The sequence below is a fragment of the Methylobacterium sp. J-088 genome (assembly GCF_022829295.1).
In the GTDB taxonomy this organism is placed as follows: Bacteria; Pseudomonadota; Alphaproteobacteria; order Rhizobiales; family Beijerinckiaceae; genus Methylobacterium.
Genome location: NZ_JAKSYH010000280.1, coordinates 1 through 21,352 on the forward strand (window position 1 = coordinate 1; position 21,352 = coordinate 21,352).

The following is a 21,352-nucleotide window of genomic DNA, read 5'->3' on the forward strand; positions in this document are numbered from 1 at the left end:
CAAGGGTCTGGCCGACGAGACCCTGAAGGCGCTCAAGGCCAAGGGCGGCAAGGACGTGATGTACGAGGGCATCAACCCGGGCGAGAAGGATTATTCGGCGCTCGTGTCCAAGCTGAAGTCGGCCAATGTCGATGTCGTCTATTACGGCGGCTATTACACCGAGGCCGGCCTGATCCTGCGCCAGATGCGCGACCAGGGCCTGAAGGCGCCGATGATGGGCGGCGACGGCATGGTCGACCGCGAGCTGGTGTCGATCGCCGGCCCGGCCGCCGAGGGCACGCTGACCACGTTCCCGCCGGATGCCCGCAAGAACCCGAACGCCAAGGCGGCGCTCGCCGCCTTCAAGGCCAAGAACATCGATCCCGAAGGCTACACCCTCTACTCGTATGCAGCCGTTCAGGTGCTAGCCAAGGCCATGGCCGAGACCGGCTCCAGCGACGGCAAGAAGCTCGCCGATTGGCTGCACCAGGGCAAGGCGGTGGAGACCGTCGTCGGCCCGATCGCTTACGACAAGAAAGGCGACATCACGCGGCCCGACTACGTCATGTACGAGTGGAAGAAGGGCGCTGACGGCAAGATCGACTACACGGGCAATGAGCTGACCAAGTAAGACCGGTCGGTTCTCCGATCCCGTGAGTCAGTCCGACGCCGTTCCGCACCCTGTCCGCGGGGCGGCGTCGTCGTTTGAGATGCGGTGCATTCGTCAGTCTTGTTGGCGGATACGCCGTCGAGCCCCCGTGCGTACGCCTAAGAAGTGTGCATGATGCCGCCGGCACGAGCGGCAGGCCGGCTCGGCGCTTCGGAGGAGTTCATGAGGGGGGCTGGTATCGCGTCTGCGCGTATGCATACGAGCTTGGCCGCGCCCTATCCGCATTCAGCCGCGTTCGCGCGCGGCGCCTCGATCCTCCTCCCGGCACCATCATTGCAAAGGCGTCGCCCGAGCGGGCGAGCCTGTAGGCTCAGCCGCCTGCCGACACCGTTCGGCCCGATCCAGGAGTTCCGTACCGATGCAGTCTGATATCGCTCGCCGCGGCGTTGCCGCGGCGCTGGGTCTGACCCTCGCCCTCGCCCCCGTGAGTCTCCGGGCCGAGGAGCTGACCGGCACCCTCAAGAAGGTCAAGGATTCCAACGCCATCGTCATCGGCTACCGCGACGCGTCCGTGCCGTTCTCGTATCTCGGCGGCGACCAGAAGCCGGTCGGCTACGCGCTCGAGATCTGCAACAAGATCGCCGCCGCCGTGAAGACCAAGCTCAACCTCCCGAACCTCGAGGTGAAGCTCAACCCGGTCACCTCCGCCACCCGCATCCCGCTGATGGCGAACGGCACGATCGACCTGGAGTGCGGCTCGACCACCAACAATGCCGAGCGCGAGAAGCAGGTGTGGTTCACCAATTCGCACTTCCTGACCGCCACCCGCTACGTCTCGAAGAAGTCGGCCAACCTGCACACGATCGAGGACCTGAAGGGCAAGACCGTCGTGTCGACCTCGGGCACCACGAACATCAAGCAGATCAACGAGGCCAACACCGAGCGGAAGCTCGGCCTGACGATCCTGCCGGCCAAGGACCACGCCGAGGCGTTCCTGATGGTCGAGACCGGCCGCGCCGCTGCCTTCGTGATGGACGACGTGCTGCTCGCCTCGCTCGCCGCTTCCTCCAAGGACCCGTCGGCCTACGAGATCTCCACCGAGGCCCTGTCGAAGCCTGAGCCCTACGGCATCATGCTCCGCAAGGACGACACGGAGTTCAAGAAGGTCGCGGACGAGGCCACCGCCAAGCTCTACACGAGCCCCGAGGGCAAGGCGCTCTACGACACGTGGTTCACGAAGCCGATCCCGCCGCGCAACATCAACCTCAACCTGCCGATGAGCGCGGAGATGAAGAAGCAGTTCACGACCCCGATCTCCAGCCCTGATCCGGCAGCCTACTGAGACCCGGTCGGCACGACGATGCGCACCGCGGGCGAGGGCCTGCGGCGCGCCTCTGGAAGTTCACAGTAGAAGCGGCGCGATGAACTACAACTGGAACTGGCGAATCTTCTTCGATGCCTCGCCGGAGGGCAATGGCACCTACCTCGACATGCTCTTGTCGGGGCTTCTGTGGACGATCGCGACCGCGCTCTGCTCGTGGATCATCGCGTTTTTCCTAGGCTCCCTGATCGGCGTGCTGCGCACCCTGCCATCGAAGCCCGCCAACGCGATCGGCACGGCCTATGTCGAGTTGTTCCGCAACATCCCGCTGCTGGTGCAGATGTTCCTCTGGTACTTCGTGATGCCGGAGGTCGTGCCGACCCGGATCGGCGACGCGATCAAGCAATTGCCCGACGCGCCGTTCTACACCGCGGTGGTGTGCCTCGGCTTCTTCACCGCCTCGCGGGTGGCCGAGCAGGTCCGGGCCGGCATCCAGGCGCTGCCGCGGGGCCAGCGTATGGCCGGCACCGCCATGGGCTTCACCACCTATCAGACCTACCGCTACGTGCTGCTGCCCAACGCCTACCGGATCATCCTGCCGCCGATGACCTCGGAATTCCTCAACAATCTGAAGAACACGTCGGTGGCGCTGACCATCGGTCTCTTGGAGCTCACCGCCCGGGCCCGCTCGATGCAGGAATTCTCCTTCCAGGTGTTCGAGGCATTCACGGCGGCCACGATCCTCTACGTGATCATCAACCTCGTGGTCGTCACGGCGGCGACCTTCCTGGAAAAGGCGCTCGCCATCCCCGGTCAGCGCTGAGGATAGCCCGCCCCCGACCACCCGCCCGACGGCCACCGCGAACAGGCGCCGATGCTCTCGAATTTCGACTTCTCCGTCATCGTCTCCTCCCTGCCCTACCTGTTCGGGCAGGGCATGGTCTTCACCGTGACGCTCACCGCCATGGCGGCCGTCGGTGGCGTGATCATCGGCACCTTGCTGGCCATGGCCCGGCTGTCGGGCGTGCCGGGGCTCACCCAAGTGGCCAAGGGCTATGTCGAGCTGTGCCGCTCGCTGCCGCTGGTGCTGGTGATCTTCTGGTTTTACTTCCTGGTGCCGTATATCGGCGCCTACCTGACCGGGGGCTCGACCCCGATCCAGGTCGGCGCTTTCCCGTCGGCGCTGATCACCTTCATGGCCTTCGAGGCGGCCTATTTCTCGGAGATCATGCGGGCGGGCATCCAGTCGATCCCCAAGGGCCAGACCGCTGCCGCGCAGGCTTTGGGAATGAATTACTGGCAGACCATGGGCAACGTCGTCCTGCCCCAGGCCTTCCGCAACATGCTGCCGCTGCTGCTGACCCAGACCATCGTGCTGTTCCAGGACACGTCGCTGGTCTACGTTCTGTCGCTCACGGATTTCATGGGCGCCGCCTCGAAGGTGGCCCAGCGCGACGGCCGCCTCGTCGAGATGTATATCTTCGCGGCGGTCGTCTACTTTGCGATCTGCTTCTCGGCCTCGTTCCTGGTGCGCCGCCTGCAGCGCCGCGTGGCCATCATCCGCTGACCGACACTGGAGACCGCCGATGACCTCGTCCCCGATGCCGGCCCCGCACGCCACCGAACCCGCCGCCGAGGCGGCCTACGCGCCGACGGATGCGGGCCTGCAGCCCGGCCACCTGATCTACGGTGCCCCCGTGGCGGCGCCCGGCGAGACGATGATCGCCATCGACAACATCAGCAAATGGTACGGCGACTTCCAAGTGCTGACCAATTGCACGACCAAGGTCGCCAAGGGCGAGGTCGTGGTGGTCTGCGGCCCCTCGGGTTCGGGCAAGTCGACCCTGATCAAGTGCGTCAACGCCCTGGAGCCCTTCCAGAAGGGCCAGGTCACGGTGGCGGGCACCAAGGTCGTCGACAAGGCGACCAACCTGCCCAAGCTCCGCTCGCGGGTCGGCATGGTGTTCCAGCATTTCGAGCTGTTCCCGCACCTGTCGATCACCGACAACCTGACCATCGCCCAGCGCAAGGTGCTCGGCCGCAGCGCCGAGGACGCCAAGAAGCGCGGGCTCGACCTGCTCGCCCGGGTCGGGCTGGGTGCCCAAGCCACCAAGTTCCCGGGCCAGCTCTCGGGCGGCCAGCAGCAGCGCGTGGCCATCGCTCGGGCCCTCGCAATGAACCCGGTCGTCATGCTGTTCGACGAGCCGACCTCGGCGCTCGACCCCGAGATGGTCGGCGAGGTGCTCGACGTGATGGTGGAACTCGCGCGTGAGGGCATGACCATGATGGTCGTGACCCACGAGATGGGCTTCGCCCGCAAGGTCGCCGACCGGGTGATCTTCATGGATCGCGGCGAGATCGTCGAGGACGCCAAGAAGGAGGACTTCTTCGGCAGCCCCCGTTCGGAGCGGGCGCAGACCTTCCTGTCGAAGATCCTGCAGCACTGATCGAGACACGTGACGCGAAGGATCCCGAACGCTCCACCATCCTGATCCACTGGAGCGAAGCGTAGGTCTCTTCCAGGGACGCTGCTCTTGCATCTCAGGATGCGGTTGTGGGTGGCTCAGGAAGCACGGTTGCTAACCCAGCGCTTCCTGCGCCACGCGGTACTCCCGCCCGTGCCGGCAATAGCCCTCGACGATGCGGATCATCGTGGCGCGCTTCTCGGCGTCCAGCGGTGCGAGAATCCGCGCCGGGCGGCCGCCCCAGAGATAGCCGGCCTCCAGGATCTGGCCGGGATCCGTGGTGGCGCCGGCCGCCAGCATCACGTCATCGGCGATCAGGGTGCCGGGCGCGATCGCCGCGCCGATCCCGATAAGCGCCCGGGCGCCGATCCGGCTATCGGCGATCCGTACGTTGTGGGCGATCGTTGTGTCGCGCCCGATCACCACGCCTTCGCCGCGGGTCCGGATGAGGGTGTTGTCCTGAATGTTGGTGTCGGCGCCGATCACGATCGGCCCGGCTTCTGCGTTGAGGTCGCAGCAGAACAGCACGCTCGATCCCGCGCCCAAGCTCACCCGCCCGCGCACGGTCGCGGTGCGGGCCACGAACACGCTGGCCTCGACCTCGGGGGGATCCCCGGCGGGCGGCGTGGGCCCCTCGCCCATCCGCTCGCGCAGACGTTCGGCGCGCTCGGCGACGTCTTCGGCATTCACCGGCTGCTTCGGCCGTGCCGGGCTGCCCGCATAGGCGAAGCCGCCGGGCAGCTGCGCCCGCGGGAAGACGGTCGAGCCCGCCTCGATCACGGCGCCGTCGCCGATCTCCGCCCCGTCTAGGATCACCACGTCGTCCTCGATCACCACATCCGAGCCGACCGTACAGGCATGCACGACGCTGTTGCGCCCGACGGTCACGCGGTCGCCGACCTGCGTGCCCCGCGCCTGGGTGGCGATGTGGACGGTGGAGCGCGGTCCGAGCCAGAATCGCTCACCTAGAATGACGCTCTGCCCGTCCGCGCGGATGACGGCGTCGTCGCCGATCCAGGACTGGGCGCCGATGCGGGCCGCGCCGATCACCGTGCTGCCGCGGCCGCACCAGACGGGCCGGCTCGCGAAGTCCGGCACGACGCCGTCGTAGGGCAGGATGAGCTCGGGGGTCACGTGGATATCCTTCTCCACCGCCGGCCCGGGGCAAAGCTCCCCGGGGCCGGCAGGGTGCGGCAGACCGTGTCATATAGAGGCATCGACCGGTGTGACAGGCAGGGGGCTGGCAGGAGCCGTCGCCGACGCCTATGGACCGGAGCATGAGCGCGCCCGTCCCGAGCATCGCCATCCAGGCCGAGCCCTTCGACACCGCGGCCGAGATCGCCCGCATCACCGCCGATCTCGGGGGTCGAGCCGGCGCCGTCGTCACCTTCTCGGGCTTGTGCCGGGACGAGGACGGCCGCCTGGCGGCGCTGGAACTCGAACATTACCCCGGCATGGCCGAGGCGGAGTTGTCGCGCGTCGCCACCGAGGCGTCGTCGCGCTGGCCGCTCCAGGCCCTGCGGATGATCCACCGCTACGGACGTGTGAGCCCGGGCGATGGAATCGTTCTGGTGATCGCGGTTTCGAGCCACCGGGTCGCCGCCTTCGAAGCGGCGAGCTTTTTGATGGATTATCTCAAGACCCGGGCGCCGTTCTGGAAGCGCGAGCACCTTGCAGACGGCACGACCGGCGCCTGGGTCGAGGCGACCGCGCAGGACGACGCCGCAGCCGGGCGCTGGGGCTGAGCCGGCCTACACGATCAGCGCGTTGAGCAGCACGGCCAGGACGCCCCCAGCGATGGCGATGCCCATCAGGACAACACTGCTGAGCTGATCGGCGGAATCGACCGTGTGGCCAGGGCCGAGGGAACGGATCGGCGTCTCGCCGTAATGGTCGCTCATCGCGTGTCTCCTGCTTGTGCCCCGTCGGGATCGGTCCGGCGGCCGCAACCAACGCGCGAACGACCTTTCGGTCCCCGGTCTGGGGATTACGGGTGTCTGTCATCCGCGCGGAAACGCGCGTCCGTGAATCGCACTTACCGCGCCGCGCGCACTTGACCCCGGGTGGCACCGCGGCGTTCGTGGAGCCGCACTGCGGGAGCGATGATGTTGGACAGGAAGCTTCAGGACGTCGAGGGCCCGGTCAGGCCGTGGCGCGGTGCGGCGCCGCTCGCCGCCTCGGGCATTGCGGTCGTCTGCTTCGCGGCGGCGCTGGCGCTGGCCTGGATGTCGGTGGGTACGCTGCTGCTGATTTTCGCCGGCGTGCTGTTGGGCGTCTTCCTCGACGGTCTGACGCGCGGGCTCGGCCATGTCCTGCCCCTGCCCCGTGGCCTGCGGCTGACCATCGCCAGCCTCGCCGTCGCGATCGCAGTTCTGGCCTTCGGATCCTATGGCGGCGCCACGATCGTGCAGCAGGGGCGCGACCTGGGCACCACGATCAAGGATCAGGCCGGAACGGTGACCGGTTGGCTCTCCGCGCGCGGCATCGATGTGCCGTCCTTCGCGCCGCAGGGCGGCGGCAAGGACGGCTCGACCGAATCCGGCCAGCGGGAGGGCGGACTCGGCGGCCTCGCCAACGGCCTCCTGAAGGGCAGCGGCTCGATCGTCTCGGATGCCGGCAGCGTGCTGGGGCCGGCAGCCGCGGTGATCCTCGGGCTGTTCGACGCGCTGGGCAATCTCCTGGTGATCGCCTTCCTGGGGCTCGCCTTCGCGGCCGATCCGAAGGCCTACCGGGACGGCGTCGTACGCTTCGTCCCGCCGCAGAAGCGCTGGCGGGCGAGCCAAGTTCTCGACGGGGCGGGCGAGACCCTGCGGCACTGGCTGTTCGGCCAGCTCATCATCATGGCGGTGATTTTTCTGTGCACCTGGGCGGGGCTGGCCTTCCTGGGGATCGGCGGTGCGCTGATCCTCGGCCTCCAGGCCGGCCTGCTCGCCTTCGTGCCCACGGTCGGCCCACTGGTGGCCGGCCTCGTGATCGTGCTCGCCGCCCTGGCTTCCGGCACCAAGGCGGTCATCGGCGCGATCGGCGTCTACCTCGCCGTGCAGTGCCTGGAGAGCTATGGCCTGACGCCGTTCATCCAGAAGCGCGCCCTCGACATCCCGCCAGCCACGATCTTCGCCGGGCAGCTGATCCTCGGCGTGATCTTCGGCCTCTGGGGCATCGCCCTGGCACTGCCGCTGATGGCGGTGATCAAGGTCCTGTTGGAGCAGCTCTACGTCGAGGACACCCTCCACGAGCAGCCGAGCACGTGAAGGTCCCTGTTTCGAAAGGTCGAGATTTTTCGTGGGTGCAGGGCAAAGCTCTGCTGGGCTCGGGCAAAGCCCGATCGTCGGGGCCCTGCCCCGACACCCCGCCAAAGGGCTCGCCCTTCGGGAACCCCTGACTGGGCCGCGCTAGCGCAGGGCGTCCTCGAGCATCCGGGCCACGGCCAGGGCGCGCCCGTCGTCGCCGAAGCGGCCGATGACCTGGACGCCGATCGGAAGCCGGTCGCCCGGTACCGGTACGTTCACGCAGGGCACGCCCATCAGCGTCCAGAGCTGGTTGAAGCGCGGATCGCCGGTCGCTGCGAGCGTCGCGGGGGCCGGTCCCGGGGCCGAGAAGGTCAGGATCGCGTCGTAATTCGCGAACAGGTCCTTCAGCACCCTTCGGGCCCGGTGGGCATGGCGGCGGGCATCGTCGTACGCGGCCGGCGCGATCGCGGCGCCGGAATCGAGATGCGCCCGGACGAGCGGCGGTAGGGCTTCGGCCTGCGTGTCGTACTCCCAGGCCAGCGCCAGCCGACCTTCGTAGTTCTGGATGATCCGATGGCGCTCCCAGGCCTCGGCCAGCTCCGGCGGCAGCATGAGGTCGGTCACCTGCGCGCCCGCGCGCTCGGCCGCCAGTCGGGCCCGCGCCAGGGCGGTCTCGGCCTCCGGCTCCGGCGCCTCGGCGAAATCCTGCCGGACGAGGCCGATGCGCGGCGCGGATCCTGTCTCCGCCCCTTCGATCTGCGGCCGGCCGGTCACCAACGCCAGGGCGTGCGCGACATCCGCGACGCCGGCGGCGAACAGGCCGACGGTATCGAGCGCCCAGGAATAGGTCTTCACCCCAACCGTCGGGATCAACCGGAACGAGGGCTTCACCGCCGCGCAGCCGCAATAGCTCGCGGGCCGGATCACCGAACCCGCCGTCTGTGTGCCCAACGCCAGCGGCAGCATCCCGGCGCCGACCGCCGCGGCAGACCCCGCCGATGATCCCCCGGGCGTGTGGCCGGGATCGTGCGGGTTGACCGTCTCGGTCGGATCGCTGCTGGCGAAGGCCGTGGTGGTGGTCTTGGCCAGCGCCACCGCGCTGAGGCGCTTCAGGCGGGCTACGACGGCAGCGTCCCCCCGCGGGTGCCAGCTTTGGTAGATCGGCGAGCCCATCTGGGTCGGCAGGCCGGCGCTGTCGATGATGTCTTTCACGCCCACCGCGATCCCTGCGAGCGGCCCCGTCTCCGCGATCGTGGGTGCCGCGTCGAGGGTGACGAAGGCGCGCAACGTCGGCTCCCGGGCAGAGATCGCCGCCCGGCAGAGATCGATCGCGCCCGTGGGCGTCAGGGTGCCGGCAGCGATGCGGGCGCGGAGATCGAGGAGCGAGAGCATTTTGTATTCAGTGCTCCGGACGGGGTCTCTGTCAACTCAGCCACAGGTCCGGGCATTCGGGAAACGGCGTTGACGAACGCTTTACGCGACCATGCGCATCGTCCGTGTCATGTGGCGTGGCGTATCCCTGATTTCGGCCCTGGCGCTGTTCGGCGCAGGGCTCACCGCGTGCTCGATCAATCATTTCGAGCGGCGCGAGCCGTGGCGCGACCAGGCGGAGCAGGTCTGCCTGGCCAAGAAGCTGGTTGAGCCCACCGAGTTCATCACGCCGGTGGCGGCGATGGACGGTCCGGGCCCCTGCGGCATGCAGCAGCCGTTCCGGGTGACGCGGCTCGGCGGCGGCTCCGTGCTGATGAAGCAGCGCATGACCCTCGGCTGCCCGGCGCTCGCTGAGGCCGAGGCTTGGCTCGCCGACACGATCCAGCCCGCCGCCAACCTCTATTTCGGCGTGCCGGTGGCCGAGATCAACGCGGGCTCCTATTCCTGCCGGGGCCGCAACAATCAGCCCGGCGCCAAGCTCTCCGAGCACGGGTTCGGCAACGCCATCGACGTCATGTCGGTCAAGCTCGCCGATGGGCACGTGATTACCGTCAAGGGCGGGTGGCGCGGCACGGAGGCCGAGCAGGGCTTCCTGCGCGAGATTTTCCTGGGCGCCTGCCAGCGCTTCTCGACGGTGCTGGCGCCCGGCTCGAACGTGTTCCACTACGACCACATCCATGTGGACCTCGCCCGGCACGACCCGCGGGGCCTGAGGCGGATCTGCCAGCCGCTGATCAAGTTCACGCCGCAGCTCGGCACTGGAGTCGAGCGGCCCCTGTCGCGCCCGGTGCCACCGCCGCACCAGCCCGCCGCCCCGCAGGCCCCGGTGGATGTCGAGGAGGACGATCCCTACAGCGTCGCGCCGATGTCGAAGGCGGCGAGCCCGACCCAGGTCGCTCGCGCTCCGGCACGCCTGCCGGCGGCGACGGCCTACACGTCGGCGCCGCCGGTCCGATCCGCCCCGCGTGTCGCAACCGCCTCTCCGGAGGAGCCCGCTGGGGCCTACGACGAGCCGCTCCAGCTCGGCGCGCCGACGGCCGGAACCGGGCCGATCTACTGAGGCGACTTCGCGCTGCGCGTGGAATCGTTGACGTAGCCGGCGATCACTGTAGCGGCGAGGCCGCACCCGCCGTCAAAAGGGCTTTTCAGGCGCGGCCAGAGCTTGACTGGCGGGCCTGCCGAGTCATCGTCCTGGGATGCAGGACCGTACATCCGCCGAGGCTCGCGCCATGCGTTCGATCCGTCACGGCCTCGCCCTCGGGCTGGCCCTCGTCGCGCTGGCGCAGCCGGCGCTTGCCCGCTCGGCGCGCGAGGATATCGAGCCCGCCGAGGAGCGGGTCTTCCCGTTCGATGCGCAGATCCCAGCCTGTCAGGATCCCTCGGTGCTGGAGCGGGTCTCGACAAACTTCGCCGAGAAGGAGGCGAAGTTTTGGAACTCGTCGATGACGATCCTGTCGTTCGACACGATCGAGCGCACCGCGTGGCGCCCCTGGGGGCTCGACACCTATCCGCGCCGATTCTGCACCGCCACCGTGACGACATCCGACGGCATGCGCCGCAAGGTCGACTACTCCGTACGCGAGAGCCTCGGCATCATCGGCGCGACCTGGGGCGTCGAGTTCTGCGTCCACGGGCTGGACCGTGAACTCGCCTACGCCTACGCCACCGCCTGCCGGATGGCGCGACCCTGATCATGCGGGGGCTCGCAGCCTGTCTCGCCAGCCTGCTGATCGCCGGGCCGGCCACCGCTCAGGATTACGGCGGCTTCGCCCGACGCGGCAGCCCCGGCGAATTCGACTTCTACGTGCTGGCCCTATCGTGGTCCCCGACCTACTGCGCGGGCACGGGCGAGCGCCGGGACGACGTCCAATGCGCGCCGGGCCGCGGGCTCGGCTTTGTGGTCCACGGGTTGTGGCCGCAATACAGCCGGGGTTACCCCGAGAACTGTTCCGCCGTGGTGCGCGCACCGACCCGGCAGGCGATCGAGGTGGCCGGGCAGGTCTACCCGAGCGAGGGCCTCGCCCGCTACGAGTGGCGTAAGCACGGTACCTGCTCGGGCCTCGATCCGGCGACTTACTTCGCCGCCGCCCGGGACGCCCGGCTGGCCGTGACGATCCCGGATGGCCTCAAGGGCGGCGGCCCGTCGCAGACGCTGGCGCCGATCGAGATCGCCCGCCAGTTCGTCGCCGCCAATCGCGGCCTGCGCCCCGACATGATGGCGGTCACCTGTACCCGGGGGCAGCTGCAGGAGGTGCGGATCTGCTTCGGCAAGGACCTGAAGGGGTTCACCCCCTGCCCCGAGGTCGCTCGCAGCAATTGCCGCGCGCCTGAGATCTCCCTAGACGCAGCGCGCTGATTTTTTTTCGACCGCAGGCGCTGGACCCGGGTCGCCGGATCCGCTTCACCGCAACCCCATGAATTATCGGCACGCCTTCCACGCCGGCAACCATGCCGATGTGCTCAAGCATCTCGTCCTGGCGCGGGTGCTCGAACATCTGCGTCTCAAGGACAAACCGTTCCGGGCGCTCGACGCCTTCGCGGGGCTCGGCGTCTACGACCTCACGGCCGACGAGGCGTCCCGCACCGGCGAGTGGCGGGACGGCTGGGGCCGCATGGAAGAGCCCTTTCCGCCCGCCGTCGAGGCGCTGCTCGCGCCCTACAGGGCGGCGGTGGCGGCAGTGCAGGCGCGCCACGGCACAACCGCCTATCCCGGCTCGCCCGCCGTGATCCGCGAGGCCCTGAGGCCCGGCGACAAGGGTGTGTTCGTCGAACTGCATCCGGCCGATGCCGCGACCCTGCGGGCGCGCTACGAGCGCGATCCGCGCACGAAGGTGATGAGCCTCGACGGCTGGACCGCGGTCAAATCCCAGATCCCGCCTCCCGAGCGGCGCGGCCTCGTGCTGATTGACCCGCCCTACGAGGTGCCCGGCGAGATCGAGCGGCTCGGTGCCCACCTCGCCCGGGCGGTGGCGAAGTGGCCGACCGGCGTGTTCCTGGCGTGGTACCCGATCAAGGATACCGCGGCGCTCGACCGTATGGTCGGGGAGCTCGATGCCGCCCTGCCCCGCCCGGCGCTCCGCCTCGACCTGCTGATCGACCGGCCGGACGATTCGACCCGACTCACCGGCAGCGGCTTGATCGTCGTCAACCCGCCCTGGCGTCTCGCCGAAGAGGCGCTGCTGTTCCTGCCGGCCCTTGCCGAACGTCTGGCTCGACAGGACTTCGGAGGGTTTCGCTGTGATTCGATAGGCGCGCAGAGCTGAACCCGCAGAATTCGCGCAACTTTCATGACGTGCTGATCCGGACCCGCAGGCTAAGCGACCCGCCGATCCCGTTTTAGTTGCGTCAAAGACACATTTGAGCAGCATCGGTCAGCCGTGATGCTAAAATGCTCAAAAAATAAGCAACTGCCGTTTGTTTGATTTTGTGTCATTTGCTGGTCGATGTCAGCTTGACCGTAGACGAACCATAACGAGCGGCGACATCATGCTGACCCGATCCACCCTGTCCGGCCTTGCCGCTGTCCTGCTGTCTTCGACCAGCCTCCTGGCGGCCGATCTTGCTGCGCCGGCCCCCGTGCCCGTGGCGCCCCCGGCCGAGCCGTGCAAGGCGACGCTTCTCGGCCCGACCTACGGCGGCGTGATCAAGGCGAACCCGAACCCGACCTGCTTCGCCGCAGGCCCGCTGGGCGACCTCTATGTCGGTGGCGCTGTGACGGGTTACGGCTACACGCAGACCAATTCGTTCAAGTCGTTCGCGACGCCGGCGGCGCCCGATGATCGGGATCGCTCCGCGCGGTTCGACTTCTCGAACATCCAGGGCGTCATCCAGAAGCCCGAGGGCGCGTTCCAGTTCTACATCCAGGCCGGCGGCTACTCGATCCCGCAGCTCGGCTTCCCGACCCTCGGCACCTTCACGCAGACCGACCTGCTGTTCGGCCCGGTCCCAGTCGCCTTCGGCAAGATCCAGATCAACGACGAGTGGTCGATCCAGGGCGGCCGGCTGTTCACCCTAATCGGTAGCGAACTGCTGTTCACCTACCAGAACCTGAACATCAACCGCGGCCTCCTGTTCGTGCAGGAGAACTTCATCAACCAGGGCGTTCAGGTGAACTACAGCAGCGGCCCGCTGTCGGTGTCGCTGGCCGGCACGGACGGGTTCTTCTCCAACGAGATCACGTGGTTCACCGGAAACGTCGCCTACAAGCTCGACGACTACAACACGATCGGCGTGAACGGGGGCCTCAACCTCGGCCGGACGAATTCCTTCGCCCGGAGCGCGCGCTACCAGTTCGCGACGCCGGGCTTCCAGCAGAACAGCGGCATCTTCGACATCAACTACACCTACGCGAATGGTCCGTGGATCATCTCGCCGTACTTCCAGTTCACCAACGTCGAACGCGATCCGCGCGTGGGCATCAACGCCTCCGCGTCGACCTACGGCGGCGCCCTGCTGGCGGCCTACTCGTTCACCGACAACTTCTCTCTGGCGGGCCGCGTCGAGTACACGGAGCAGACCGGCGTGCGGGGTGGATCGACCCCGAACCTCCTGGGCTTCGGCGCCGGCAGCAACGCCTTCTCGGTAACCGTGACGCCAACCTTCACGTTCGACCGGTACTTCTTCCGGGTCGAGTACGCGCATGTCGAACTCGGCAACATCACCCGCGGCAACCTCGCGGAGGGGAGCCTGGGCACCGGCTTCGGCCGGACCGGCAACCGCACCTCCCAAGACCGCTACATGGTCGAGACCGGCATCACCTTCTGATCCGCAACTCAGACCGGCCGCTTCGGCGGCCGCTAGAAGCCCCCGTTCACGAGACGGGGGCTTTTTTTATTTCGATTTCTTTTAGGCCTCTGCGTGTAAATACCAATATGCAAAATATTTAATCCGTATCAGCATACATAGTTTGATGTAAGTAGTCCGTTATTACGCTTTTGTGCTTAGTAAGAGAAACGATGTGTGGATGATCACTTGAATGTCCATGCCAATGTCATGTACTTCTCCTCGCTATCGGGCTGCGGCCAGATCGGGAAACTTGGAGATGTTCGTGATGGAGGCTTTGTCCGCCACCCTTTGGAGCTTGGCGGTGCCGGGCATGACGCCGAAGGCGCTGCGCGCGGCCGTCCGCGAAAAGCATCCCGAGGCTTCGAAGAAGGATATCGTGCGCGCGGCGTTCTACGCGCTGATCGAGGCGCGGTCCCAGGACAATCAGGCCGTGGACGCGCTCCACCAGTTCGCCCTGGCCGAGCGGATACCGTCCGACGAGCCGCCCATGACGATCGGCAAGCGGCGGAAGAAGAAGCAGCGCCAGGCCGTCGAATCGGCCGTCCCCGAGGCCGCTGCTGCGGCTTGAGCGGCCCGCACATCAAGGCGCCCGGTCTCATGACCGGATGCGAGAGCAAAGCTAGATCGCATACGGCTCTCAATTCGCGATGTGACGCACTTCTCCGCCGGACCAATGTCCCCTTCGCTGCAGAGCGCTCTAAGTCCGCCGGAGCAACCGCCGGCCGGGCCGGTGGCCCTCCTCACCCGTGTCTCGGAACCCGAGTTTCGCCAGAAGCCCCCAGGACGCGACGTTGGCGGGGCGGCATTCCGCCACGATGGTGCGGCTCGGGAAGCGTCTCACGAGAAGGTCGATGATCGCCGAAACCGCCTCGAACGCGAAGCCGCGTCCGCGCGCGGCGCCGCCGATCCAGTAGCCGATCTCGATCACGCCGGCGCCGCGCAGATGCGTGCCGACGACGCCGACAAGGTCACCCCCGACGGTCCCCGTTGCCGGGCCTGTCCCGCGGATCCAGGCGCCCAGGAAGCGGTCCTGTCCCCGCCGCCCGCTCAGGATCAGATCCTGGGCGTCCTGCAGCGTGAAGGGTGTCGGCAGAAAATCCACCGCGGCGGTGATCGCCGGGTCGTCCGTGAGCCGGCGCACGGCGTCGGCATCCTCAGGCTGCAGCGCCACGATCGACAGGCGCGCGGTGTCGATCCCGGGCAGGTCGCTGAGGGTGGCGCGGGCGGCGCGGATGGTAAACATCTCTCCGAGATGGGGTGCCGGACGGTGCAGAAAAGGCACGGTCAGGCCCCCCGCGATCATCCTGAAATGGGTCGCGAATACAGCGCCGCCCTCGGTGAGGGGGGCACAGTCGTGCGGAACGGGAACGGTTGCTTAACCTGAATCCGTCTTCATTGGGGCATCAAGTTGCGTCAGGCAAACGGGTGCGTCGATGCGGGTGCGCGGTAAGGGTCGGATGTTGCGGACGCTGTCGCGGGTCGCCCTCATCGGTATCATCGGTGGGGCGGCAGCCGCTTGTTCCTCGGACGCGTCGCGCCTGAGCAACCCGTTCTCGAATCCATTCGATTCGGAGCCGGCCGCCACCGGCAGCCTGCCGGACGGCGGCCTCAAGTCCGTGCCTCCGGTCCGCACCGGCCGGATCCAGTCGGAGGCGCTAAGCGCCCCCGGAGCATCGCGCACCGCCAGCGTTGCGGCCCCAATCCAGCCCCATGCGTCGGCGCCCGCGACCCGCGTCGCGTCGACCGGGCAGGTCGGCTGGAACGCCCAGGGCGGCACCCAGATCACCGTGTCGCAGAACGACAGCCTGAACCAGATGTCGACCCGCTACGGCGTTCCCGCCTCGGCGATCCTGTCGGCCAACGGCCTGACCAGTGCCAACCAGATCACCCCCGGGCGGCAGATCGTGATTCCGGTCTACAACGCCTCGGGCATGAACCCGGCCGCCGCTCCGATGACCGCCCGCCCGGCCCGGGCGGCGGAGGAGAAGCGCGAGGATTCCAAGCAGGTCGAGGGCAAGCTGGCCGCCAAGCGCGAGGATGCCGCTCGAGAGGCGAAGCGCGAAGAGGCCAAGCGTGACGAGGCCAAGCGCGAGGAGGCCAAGGAGGCCGCCAAGGAAGCGGCCAAGCGGGTCGCCGACAAGGAGACAGAGCGCAAGGAAGCGCTGGCGCGCGATGCTGCTGCCCGCAAGGTTGCCGACACCAAGTCCCGCAAGGAGACCGTGAAGGAAGCCGCGAAGATGGATGCGAAGGCGGACGACAAGCCGCGTCATGTCCGACCGGGGCAGCTCGCCAAGGCCGACGAGAAGAAGCCGGACCCGAAGGCCGAGGCGAAGGCCAAGGCCGAAGCGAAGGCAATGGAGGCCAAGGCCGAAGCCAAGGCCGCCGCGAAGGCCGAGGCGACCCAGAAGCTCGCCGAGGCCAAGGCCGCCAAGGAGGCGGCGCAGAAGGCCGCCGCCGCCGAGAAGGTCGAGAAGGTTGCCGCCAAGGAGGCGCCGAAGGCTGCCGCGCCCGTCGCTCCGGCGAAGCCCGAGCCTGCCGCCACCGGCTCGGTCGCCGACGCCTCCGAGAGCTTCCGCTGGCCCGCCAAGGGCCGGGTGATCTCGGGCTACGGTACCTCCGGCAACGAGGGCATCAACATCGCGGTGCCGGAGGGGACGCCCGTCAAGGCCGCCGAGGAGGGCACCGTCGCCTATGCCGGCTCGGACGTGAAGGGCTACGGAAAGCTGGTGCTGGTGCGTCACGCCAACGGCTACGTCTCGGCCTACGCCCATAACGGCGAGCTTGACGTGAAGCCGGGCGAGAAGGTCAAGCGCGGCCAGGTGATCGCCAAGTCCGGCGCATCGGGCAACGTAACCTCGCCGCAGCTGCACTTCGAGATCCGCAAGGGCGGCGCGCCGGTCGACCCGATGTCCCAGCTCGCCAGCAACTGAGCGGTCCGTTCCGATCAAAGCGAGCGGCGGTCCCGAGGGACCGCCGTTTTCGTTTCCGGAGGCTCAGGCCTTCGGTTCCTGCAAGGTTCCGTCGGGGCTGTGGTGATCCACGGCCTGCGGCAATGCCTCGGCCAGGGCCGGGAAAAGCTGATCCATCGGGATGCCGAGCTTCTGCGCCATCTGGCGAACCTGCTCGTTGTCCAGGACCTTGTGCAGATCGTCCGCGGTGATCGGCTCGTTCGGGCCGCGGCCGAGCCAGGAATTCACCTGGCTCTCGTAGCCGGATCGGCGCAACTGATCGAGCAGCGTGTTGAGGCCGCCAGGCAGTACCTGCTGGATGATGCCGGGCAAGGCCTTCAGCGCCATCTGGCCCAGCGAGCCGCCAAACGCGCCGCCAAGTGAGTCGAGCAAGCTCATACGGGTCCCCCGTCGATCAATCAGTCCAGTCTCAGTCTAGGGCACTTTGCCGACCGGGGGAGGCCGGCCCCGGGTGAACCGCAATTTAGTCGACAGCGTCGCCAGCTTGGCCCGGAATGCCGACCCGGTTCCCGCTCCCTGGTCGCCCGGTCATGAGATTTCTCGCCCCATCCCTGCTGCTCGCGCTCTGGGCAAGTGCGGCTTTGGCGTTGCCGGCCGAGACCGCCGGGCCGGCAACGCAGGACCGCGCCCTAGCGGACGCGGTGTTCGTCCGCCCGCTTTACGGCACCTACCGGCATTGCGGGGGCGCCTGCCTCAAGAGCGGCGAGCTGTCCTGGTTCTGCTTCCAGAAGCAGAGCTGCTACCTGAGCTGCGCGACCGCCCCGCCCCTGATGCGATGCGCCGTCCCGTAGCTCAGCGGATCTGCGTGCTGAAATTCGGCTGCGGCTTCAGCGCGCCGTTCTCGCTCTGCGCCGCCACCGCGGCCGGCAGGAACTCCGCGAGGGCGGTGGCCACCCGCCCCTCGGGGATGCTGAGGTCGTAGGCCAGACGCGTGGTGACCGCGTCGGGCAGGCAGGCCGCGACGGCGGAGGTCGGAACGGCCTGCCGTTCCTCGGGCAGCGCCCCCGCCGACAGCCAGGAGTCCACTGCCCCGCCGTGGCCGGTCTCGCGCAGGCGATCGAGGAAGGCCACGAGGCCGCCGGGATAGAATTTCGCCAGCGCCAAGGTCAGCTTGCCGCTGCCGGTATCCTCCAGGGCGCGGTCCATTGCGGCCACGACATCGCCGATCAGGTTCTTCGCACCATCCAGCAGGCCCATCATCGTCCCCCGTCACGCTTGCGTTGCGTGTCGAAAGGTCGGGCGCAAAACGCTGCCGGCAAGCGCATGCAGCGAATCCACGGCGGATCACGTAAGCTGCGCGGCGCGAAGCAGCGAGATTCGTCATGAAAAGTGTGCGCGCCGGCGTGCTGGAGGTCGCCTATCGGGAAGCCGGACCGCCGGACGGACCGGCTGCCGTTCTGCTCCATGGCTTCCCGTACGACGTCCACGCCTACGACGTCGCCGCCGAGCAACTCGCCGCTGCCGGAGTGCGCTGCCTGATCCCGTACCTGCGCGGCTACGGCCCGACGCGATTTCTCGATCTCGCTACGCCGCGTTCGGGCGAACAGGCTGCGCTCGGAGCGGATCTCCTCGCCTTCCTCGACGCCCTCCGCATCGACCACGCCGTGCTCGCCGGCTACGATTGGGGCGGCCGGGCGGCCTGCGTGGTCTCGGCCCTCTGGCCGGACCGGGCGAAGGGCTTGGTGAGTTGCGGCGTCGGCTACAACATCCAGAACATCCCGGCCGCCGGGCGGCCCGTCGCGCCGGAGGCCGAGCATCGGCTCTGGTATCAGTATTACCTCCACGGCGAGCGCGGCCGCGCCGGGCTGGCGGCTAACCGCGAAGCGTTCTGCCGCCTGCTCTGGCAGCTCTGGTCGCCAAGCTGGGCCTTTGACGCCGAGACCTTCGCGCAGACCGCCCGGTCCTTCGACAATCCCGATTTCGTGGACGTGGTGGTCCATTCCTACCGCCACCGCTTCGGCCTCGTGCCAGGTGATCCGGGATTGGTCGCGATCGACGCGCAGCTTGCGGCGCAGCCGGAGATCGCGGTGCCGTCGATCGCGCTGCTTGGCGCCGATGATGGCGTCGGGCCGCCGTCCGCGACCGACATCGATGCGCGTCACTTCATCGGCCCCTATCGGCGTGAGATCGTCGCGGGGGTCGGCCACAATTTTCCGCAGGAGGCGCCGGACGCCTTCGTGGCGGCAGTGCGCGCTCTTCTCTGACGGCCTCACAGGGGTCCGTCGCTTCGACGTTGCTTTCGGGAAGCCCCTGGCTATAGTCCGCGCGCTTTTCGATAGGTCTGTCAGCGCCGAAAACCGGCGGCAGGCCCGATCGCCATTTGCAGGAGACGCTCGTTGATCACCCCCGCCTTCGCGCAAGGGGCCACTACGGCCGCTGGCGGAGCGGAGATCGCCTTTCAGGTGATCCCGTTCGTCCTGATCTTCGTGATCATGTACTTCCTGATTCTGCGACCGCAGCAGAAGCGGGTCAAGGACCACCAGACCCTGCTGAAGGCCGTGCGCCGGGACGACACGGTCGTGACCAATGGCGGTCTAATCGGACGCGTGACCAAGGCGTCGGACGACCAGCCCGAGATCGAGGTGGAGATCGCCCCGAACGTCCGCGTGCGGGTCGTCCGTTCGATGATCTCCGAAGTCCGCGCCAAGGGTACCGTGAAGGCTGCCTGATTTCCCGATTGAAACGGCCGGCGTAACGCGCCGGCCCAAAAGAGAAAAAGACGGCCGATGCTGCGCTTCTCCCGTGCGAAGATCATCGCGACGCTGGGTCTGATCCTGGTGGGGCTGATGCTCGCCGTGCCGAGCTTCTTCTCCCCCGAGCAGCGCAAGGGCTTCGTCGCCAGCCTGCCGCCATGGTTCCCCACCTGGATCGTGCCGACGCGCGCCATCGTGCTCGGTCTCGACCTGCAGGGCGGCTCGCAACTCCTGCTCGAAGTCGATCAGAACGAGTTGATCGCCTCCCAGGCCAAGGCGCTGCGCGACGACGTGCGCCGCACCCTCCAGCAGGAGAACGTTCGCGCCGATGGCGGCATCGGCCTGCTCCAGCGCGGCGTGCAGGTGAAGATCGCGGATGACGCGGCCCGCGCCAAGGTGCTGCCGAAGCTTCAGGACCTGTCGCTGCCGATCACCACGTCGATCGGCCAGACCGCCGCGCGCACCCTCGACGTCACCGAGCAGCCCGGCGGCCTGATCCGCCTGACGCTCACCGATGCCGGCATCACCGACCGCACCCGGCGGGCCGTCAGCCAGGGCATCGAAGTCATCCGGCGCCGCCTGGATTCGACCGGCACCACCGAGCCGTCGATCCAGCAGCAGGGCGCCGATCGGATCCTGATCCAGGTGCCCGGCGAGCAGAATCCCGAGCGCCTGGAAAAGCTTCTCGGCTCTACCGCCAAGCTCGAATTCCGCATGCTGGCCGACAGTCCGTCCGGCGACGTCGACATGCTGCCCTCCAAGGACGAAAAGGGCGCCAAGGTCCCGGTCGAGCGCCGGGTCATGGCCGATGGCGGCGAGTTGACCGACGCGCAGCCGTCCTTCGACCAGCAGTCCCACGAGCCGATGGTGAGCTTCAAGTTCAACCTGCGGGGCGCCCAGCGCTTCGGTCAGGCGACCTCGGAGAATGTCGGGCGGCGCATGGCGATCGTGCTCGACAACGAGGTGGTGTCGGCCCCCGTGATCCGCTCGGCGATCACCGGCGGCTCGGGCCAGATCACCGGCAACTTCACGGTCCAGCAGGCCAACGACCTGTCGGTCCTGCTCCGGGCCGGTGCGCTGCCGGCGAAGTTCACCGTGGTCGAGCGCCGCGTCGTCGGGCCCGGCCTTGGCCGCGACTCCATCCAGGCCGGCAAGCTCGCGACCCTGGTGGCGGCAGCCCTCGTGGTCGCCTTCATGTTCGCGACCTACGGCACCTTCGGCTTCATCGCCAACATCGCCCTGATGGTCCACGTCGGGTTGATCCTGGGCCTGATGTCGGTGCTCGAAGCCACGATGACACTGCCCGGCATCGCCGGGATCGTGCTGACCATCGGCACCGCGGTGGACTCCAACGTGCTGATCTACGAGCGCATGCGCGAGGAGCAGAGGGCCGGACGCTCGCTGATCTCGGCGCTCCAGGCTGGCTTCGACCGGGCCTTCGCCACCATCATCGACTCGAACTCGACCATGGCGATCGCCGCCCTGATCTTGTTCTTCCTCGGCTCGGGCCCGGTGAAGGGGTTTGCCGTGGTCTTCATCCTCGGCATCCTGACCACGGTCATCACGGCGGTGACGCTGACACGGATGATGATCGCGGTGTGGTACAAGACCTTCCGACCGAAGGCCCTGCCGTTCTGATTTTTTTGGAGGGTCGACGCAGGAAGCGCGGACGGCGCGACGGACCCCCTCTCCCGTGCGGGAGAGGGTTGGGGTGAGGGACCGGAAGTCTCGGGATCGAGCCACAGGATCGATGCGCCCACGAGGCGCTTCATTCTGAGAGTTCTCGACCCTCACCCTGTCCCTCTCCCGAACGGGAGAGGGGACCCGCGCCTCGCCGACCTTTCGTCGCGACTGTCCGCGAACAGAGAC

Annotated in this window: 24 protein-coding genes; 18 read left to right on the forward strand and 6 right to left on the reverse strand. The window is 67.9% G+C overall.

Annotated features, from left to right (window positions below; all coding sequences use genetic code 11):
* From MKK63_RS31090 to MKK63_RS31110, 5 genes are all read left to right on the forward strand, one after another.
* Window positions 1-610, forward strand: a 610-nt coding sequence (locus MKK63_RS31090; protein WP_244008313.1) for a branched-chain amino acid ABC transporter substrate-binding protein, incomplete at its 5' end; no start/stop codon positions are given.
* 397 nt (window positions 611-1,007) lie between these two features.
* Complete coding sequence (locus tag MKK63_RS31095) at window positions 1,008-1,931, forward strand: amino acid ABC transporter substrate-binding protein (RefSeq protein ID WP_244008314.1); 924 nt, start codon at window positions 1,008-1,010, stop codon at window positions 1,929-1,931.
* Window positions 1,932-2,010: 79 nt separating this feature from the next.
* Complete coding sequence (locus tag MKK63_RS31100) at window positions 2,011-2,733, forward strand: amino acid ABC transporter permease (RefSeq protein ID WP_244008315.1); 723 nt, start codon at window positions 2,011-2,013, stop codon at window positions 2,731-2,733.
* Window positions 2,734-2,784: 51 nt separating this feature from the next.
* Window positions 2,785-3,477 carry an amino acid ABC transporter permease gene (locus MKK63_RS31105; RefSeq protein ID WP_243920397.1) on the forward strand — a complete coding sequence of 231 codons (693 nt, stop codon included), beginning with the start codon at window positions 2,785-2,787 and terminating at the stop codon, window positions 3,475-3,477.
* A 151-nt stretch (window positions 3,478-3,628) separates the two neighbouring features.
* Window positions 3,629-4,357, forward strand: coding sequence for an amino acid ABC transporter ATP-binding protein (locus MKK63_RS31110; RefSeq protein WP_244008360.1), 729 nt, complete (start codon window positions 3,629-3,631; stop codon window positions 4,355-4,357).
* 132 nt (window positions 4,358-4,489) lie between these two features.
* Here the strand turns inward: MKK63_RS31110 and MKK63_RS31115 are convergent, their stop codons facing one another.
* A complete protein-coding gene (locus tag MKK63_RS31115) occupies window positions 4,490-5,509 on the reverse strand; it encodes a gamma carbonic anhydrase family protein (protein ID WP_244008316.1) in 1,020 nt (339 codons plus the stop codon).
* Between the two features lie 143 nt (window positions 5,510-5,652).
* Here MKK63_RS31115 and MKK63_RS31120 point away from each other — a divergent pair, with 143 nt between their 5' ends.
* Entirely contained in the window at window positions 5,653-6,120 is a 468-nt protein-coding gene (locus MKK63_RS31120; protein ID WP_244008317.1) for a molybdenum cofactor biosynthesis protein MoaE, read from the forward strand.
* Between the two features lie 6 nt (window positions 6,121-6,126).
* Here the strand turns inward: MKK63_RS31120 and MKK63_RS31125 are convergent, their stop codons facing one another.
* Window positions 6,127-6,276, reverse strand: coding sequence for a hypothetical protein (locus MKK63_RS31125; RefSeq protein WP_244008318.1), 150 nt, complete (start codon window positions 6,274-6,276; stop codon window positions 6,127-6,129).
* Between the two features lie 204 nt (window positions 6,277-6,480).
* Between MKK63_RS31125 and MKK63_RS31130 the strand changes: the two genes are divergently transcribed.
* Entirely contained in the window at window positions 6,481-7,626 is a 1,146-nt protein-coding gene (locus MKK63_RS31130) for an AI-2E family transporter (RefSeq protein ID WP_244008319.1), read from the forward strand.
* Window positions 7,627-7,767: 141 nt separating this feature from the next.
* Here MKK63_RS31130 and MKK63_RS31135 read toward each other — a convergent pair whose 3' ends face one another.
* On the reverse strand, window positions 7,768-8,997 hold the full coding sequence (locus tag MKK63_RS31135; RefSeq protein WP_244008320.1) for an amidase: 1,230 nt from the start codon (window positions 8,995-8,997) through the stop codon (window positions 7,768-7,770).
* Window positions 8,998-9,106: 109 nt separating this feature from the next.
* On the opposite strand from MKK63_RS31135, the gene MKK63_RS31140 reads away from it, so the two are divergent.
* From MKK63_RS31140 to MKK63_RS31165, 6 genes are all read left to right on the forward strand, one after another.
* Window positions 9,107-10,096 (forward strand): extensin family protein, encoded by a 990-nt coding sequence (locus tag MKK63_RS31140; protein WP_409564582.1) that lies wholly within the window; start codon window positions 9,107-9,109, stop codon window positions 10,094-10,096.
* 169 nt (window positions 10,097-10,265) lie between these two features.
* Window positions 10,266-10,727: a hypothetical protein gene (locus MKK63_RS31145; RefSeq protein ID WP_244008322.1), complete on the forward strand. Its 462-nt coding sequence runs from the start codon at window positions 10,266-10,268 to the stop codon at window positions 10,725-10,727.
* Window positions 10,728-10,729: 2 nt separating this feature from the next.
* Complete coding sequence (locus MKK63_RS31150; protein WP_244008323.1) at window positions 10,730-11,392, forward strand: ribonuclease T2; 663 nt, start codon at window positions 10,730-10,732, stop codon at window positions 11,390-11,392.
* A 58-nt stretch (window positions 11,393-11,450) separates the two neighbouring features.
* Window positions 11,451-12,299: a 23S rRNA (adenine(2030)-N(6))-methyltransferase RlmJ gene (locus MKK63_RS31155; protein ID WP_244008324.1), complete on the forward strand. Its 849-nt coding sequence runs from the start codon at window positions 11,451-11,453 to the stop codon at window positions 12,297-12,299.
* A gap of 223 nt (window positions 12,300-12,522) precedes the next feature.
* Entirely contained in the window at window positions 12,523-13,800 is a 1,278-nt protein-coding gene (locus MKK63_RS31160; RefSeq protein ID WP_244008325.1) for a porin, read from the forward strand.
* 277 nt (window positions 13,801-14,077) lie between these two features.
* Complete coding sequence (locus tag MKK63_RS31165; RefSeq protein ID WP_244008326.1) at window positions 14,078-14,389, forward strand: hypothetical protein; 312 nt, start codon at window positions 14,078-14,080, stop codon at window positions 14,387-14,389.
* 129 nt (window positions 14,390-14,518) lie between these two features.
* On the opposite strand, the gene MKK63_RS31170 is transcribed toward MKK63_RS31165, so the two are convergent.
* Window positions 14,519-15,064: a GNAT family N-acetyltransferase gene (locus MKK63_RS31170; protein WP_244008327.1), complete on the reverse strand. Its 546-nt coding sequence runs from the start codon at window positions 15,062-15,064 to the stop codon at window positions 14,519-14,521.
* A gap of 190 nt (window positions 15,065-15,254) precedes the next feature.
* On the opposite strand from MKK63_RS31170, the gene MKK63_RS31175 reads away from it, so the two are divergent.
* Window positions 15,255-16,751 (forward strand): peptidoglycan DD-metalloendopeptidase family protein, encoded by a 1,497-nt coding sequence (locus MKK63_RS31175; protein ID WP_244008328.1) that lies wholly within the window; start codon window positions 15,255-15,257, stop codon window positions 16,749-16,751.
* Between the two features lie 63 nt (window positions 16,752-16,814).
* Here the strand turns inward: MKK63_RS31175 and MKK63_RS31180 are convergent, their stop codons facing one another.
* On the reverse strand, window positions 16,815-17,168 hold the full coding sequence (locus MKK63_RS31180; protein ID WP_267423054.1) for a YidB family protein: 354 nt from the start codon (window positions 17,166-17,168) through the stop codon (window positions 16,815-16,817).
* Between the two features lie 152 nt (window positions 17,169-17,320).
* On the opposite strand from MKK63_RS31180, the gene MKK63_RS31185 reads away from it, so the two are divergent.
* A complete protein-coding gene (locus MKK63_RS31185; RefSeq protein WP_244008330.1) occupies window positions 17,321-17,581 on the forward strand; it encodes a hypothetical protein in 261 nt (86 codons plus the stop codon).
* 1 nt (window position 17,582) lies between these two features.
* Here MKK63_RS31185 and MKK63_RS31190 read toward each other — a convergent pair whose 3' ends face one another.
* Window positions 17,583-17,990 (reverse strand): YidB family protein, encoded by a 408-nt coding sequence (locus tag MKK63_RS31190; RefSeq protein WP_244008331.1) that lies wholly within the window; start codon window positions 17,988-17,990, stop codon window positions 17,583-17,585.
* A 122-nt stretch (window positions 17,991-18,112) separates the two neighbouring features.
* Here MKK63_RS31190 and MKK63_RS31195 point away from each other — a divergent pair, with 122 nt between their 5' ends.
* The 3 genes from MKK63_RS31195 (at window position 18,113) to secD (ending at window position 21,121) form a co-directional block, all read left to right on the forward strand.
* Window positions 18,113-18,994 carry an alpha/beta fold hydrolase gene (locus MKK63_RS31195; protein WP_244008332.1) on the forward strand — a complete coding sequence of 294 codons (882 nt, stop codon included), beginning with the start codon at window positions 18,113-18,115 and terminating at the stop codon, window positions 18,992-18,994.
* 132 nt (window positions 18,995-19,126) lie between these two features.
* Window positions 19,127-19,459, forward strand: coding sequence for a preprotein translocase subunit YajC (gene yajC / locus MKK63_RS31200; protein WP_244008333.1), 333 nt, complete (start codon window positions 19,127-19,129; stop codon window positions 19,457-19,459).
* Between the two features lie 57 nt (window positions 19,460-19,516).
* Window positions 19,517-21,121 (forward strand): protein translocase subunit SecD, encoded by a 1,605-nt coding sequence (gene secD, locus MKK63_RS31205; protein WP_244008334.1) that lies wholly within the window; start codon window positions 19,517-19,519, stop codon window positions 21,119-21,121.
* Window positions 21,122-21,352 lie beyond the last annotated feature (231 nt).

What these genes read in the sequence shown, in the direction of transcription:
- secD (WP_244008334.1), top strand. Translation starts at nt 19,517, where the DNA reads ATGCTGCGCTTCTCCCGTGCGAAGATCATCGCGACGCTGGGTCTGATC.
- MKK63_RS31160 (WP_244008325.1), top strand. Translation starts at nt 12,523, where the DNA reads ATGCTGACCCGATCCACCCTGTCCGGCCTTGCCGCTGTCCTGCTGTCT.
- MKK63_RS31190 (WP_244008331.1), bottom strand. Translation starts at nt 17,990, where the DNA reads ATGATGGGCCTGCTGGATGGTGCGAAGAACCTGATCGGCGATGTCGTG.
- MKK63_RS31185 (WP_244008330.1), top strand. Translation starts at nt 17,321, where the DNA reads ATGAGATTTCTCGCCCCATCCCTGCTGCTCGCGCTCTGGGCAAGTGCG.
- MKK63_RS31120 (WP_244008317.1), top strand. Translation starts at nt 5,653, where the DNA reads ATGAGCGCGCCCGTCCCGAGCATCGCCATCCAGGCCGAGCCCTTCGAC.
- MKK63_RS31150 (WP_244008323.1), top strand. Translation starts at nt 10,730, where the DNA reads ATGCGGGGGCTCGCAGCCTGTCTCGCCAGCCTGCTGATCGCCGGGCCG.
- MKK63_RS31175 (WP_244008328.1), top strand. Translation starts at nt 15,255, where the DNA reads ATGCGGGTGCGCGGTAAGGGTCGGATGTTGCGGACGCTGTCGCGGGTC.
- MKK63_RS31105 (WP_243920397.1), top strand. Translation starts at nt 2,785, where the DNA reads ATGCTCTCGAATTTCGACTTCTCCGTCATCGTCTCCTCCCTGCCCTAC.
- MKK63_RS31110 (WP_244008360.1), top strand. Translation starts at nt 3,629, where the DNA reads ATGATCGCCATCGACAACATCAGCAAATGGTACGGCGACTTCCAAGTG.
- MKK63_RS31145 (WP_244008322.1), top strand. Translation starts at nt 10,266, where the DNA reads ATGCGTTCGATCCGTCACGGCCTCGCCCTCGGGCTGGCCCTCGTCGCG.
- MKK63_RS31100 (WP_244008315.1), top strand. Translation starts at nt 2,011, where the DNA reads ATGAACTACAACTGGAACTGGCGAATCTTCTTCGATGCCTCGCCGGAG.
- MKK63_RS31165 (WP_244008326.1), top strand. Translation starts at nt 14,078, where the DNA reads ATGTTCGTGATGGAGGCTTTGTCCGCCACCCTTTGGAGCTTGGCGGTG.
- MKK63_RS31155 (WP_244008324.1), top strand. Translation starts at nt 11,451, where the DNA reads ATGAATTATCGGCACGCCTTCCACGCCGGCAACCATGCCGATGTGCTC.
- MKK63_RS31135 (WP_244008320.1), bottom strand. Translation starts at nt 8,997, where the DNA reads ATGCTCTCGCTCCTCGATCTCCGCGCCCGCATCGCTGCCGGCACCCTG.
- MKK63_RS31125 (WP_244008318.1), bottom strand. Translation starts at nt 6,276, where the DNA reads ATGAGCGACCATTACGGCGAGACGCCGATCCGTTCCCTCGGCCCTGGC.
- MKK63_RS31095 (WP_244008314.1), top strand. Translation starts at nt 1,008, where the DNA reads ATGCAGTCTGATATCGCTCGCCGCGGCGTTGCCGCGGCGCTGGGTCTG.
- MKK63_RS31195 (WP_244008332.1), top strand. Translation starts at nt 18,113, where the DNA reads ATGAAAAGTGTGCGCGCCGGCGTGCTGGAGGTCGCCTATCGGGAAGCC.
- MKK63_RS31180 (WP_267423054.1), bottom strand. Translation starts at nt 17,168, where the DNA reads ATGAGCTTGCTCGACTCACTTGGCGGCGCGTTTGGCGGCTCGCTGGGC.
- MKK63_RS31140 (WP_409564582.1), top strand. Translation starts at nt 9,107, where the DNA reads ATGTGGCGTGGCGTATCCCTGATTTCGGCCCTGGCGCTGTTCGGCGCA.
- MKK63_RS31130 (WP_244008319.1), top strand. Translation starts at nt 6,481, where the DNA reads ATGTTGGACAGGAAGCTTCAGGACGTCGAGGGCCCGGTCAGGCCGTGG.
- MKK63_RS31170 (WP_244008327.1), bottom strand. Translation starts at nt 15,064, where the DNA reads ATGTTTACCATCCGCGCCGCCCGCGCCACCCTCAGCGACCTGCCCGGG.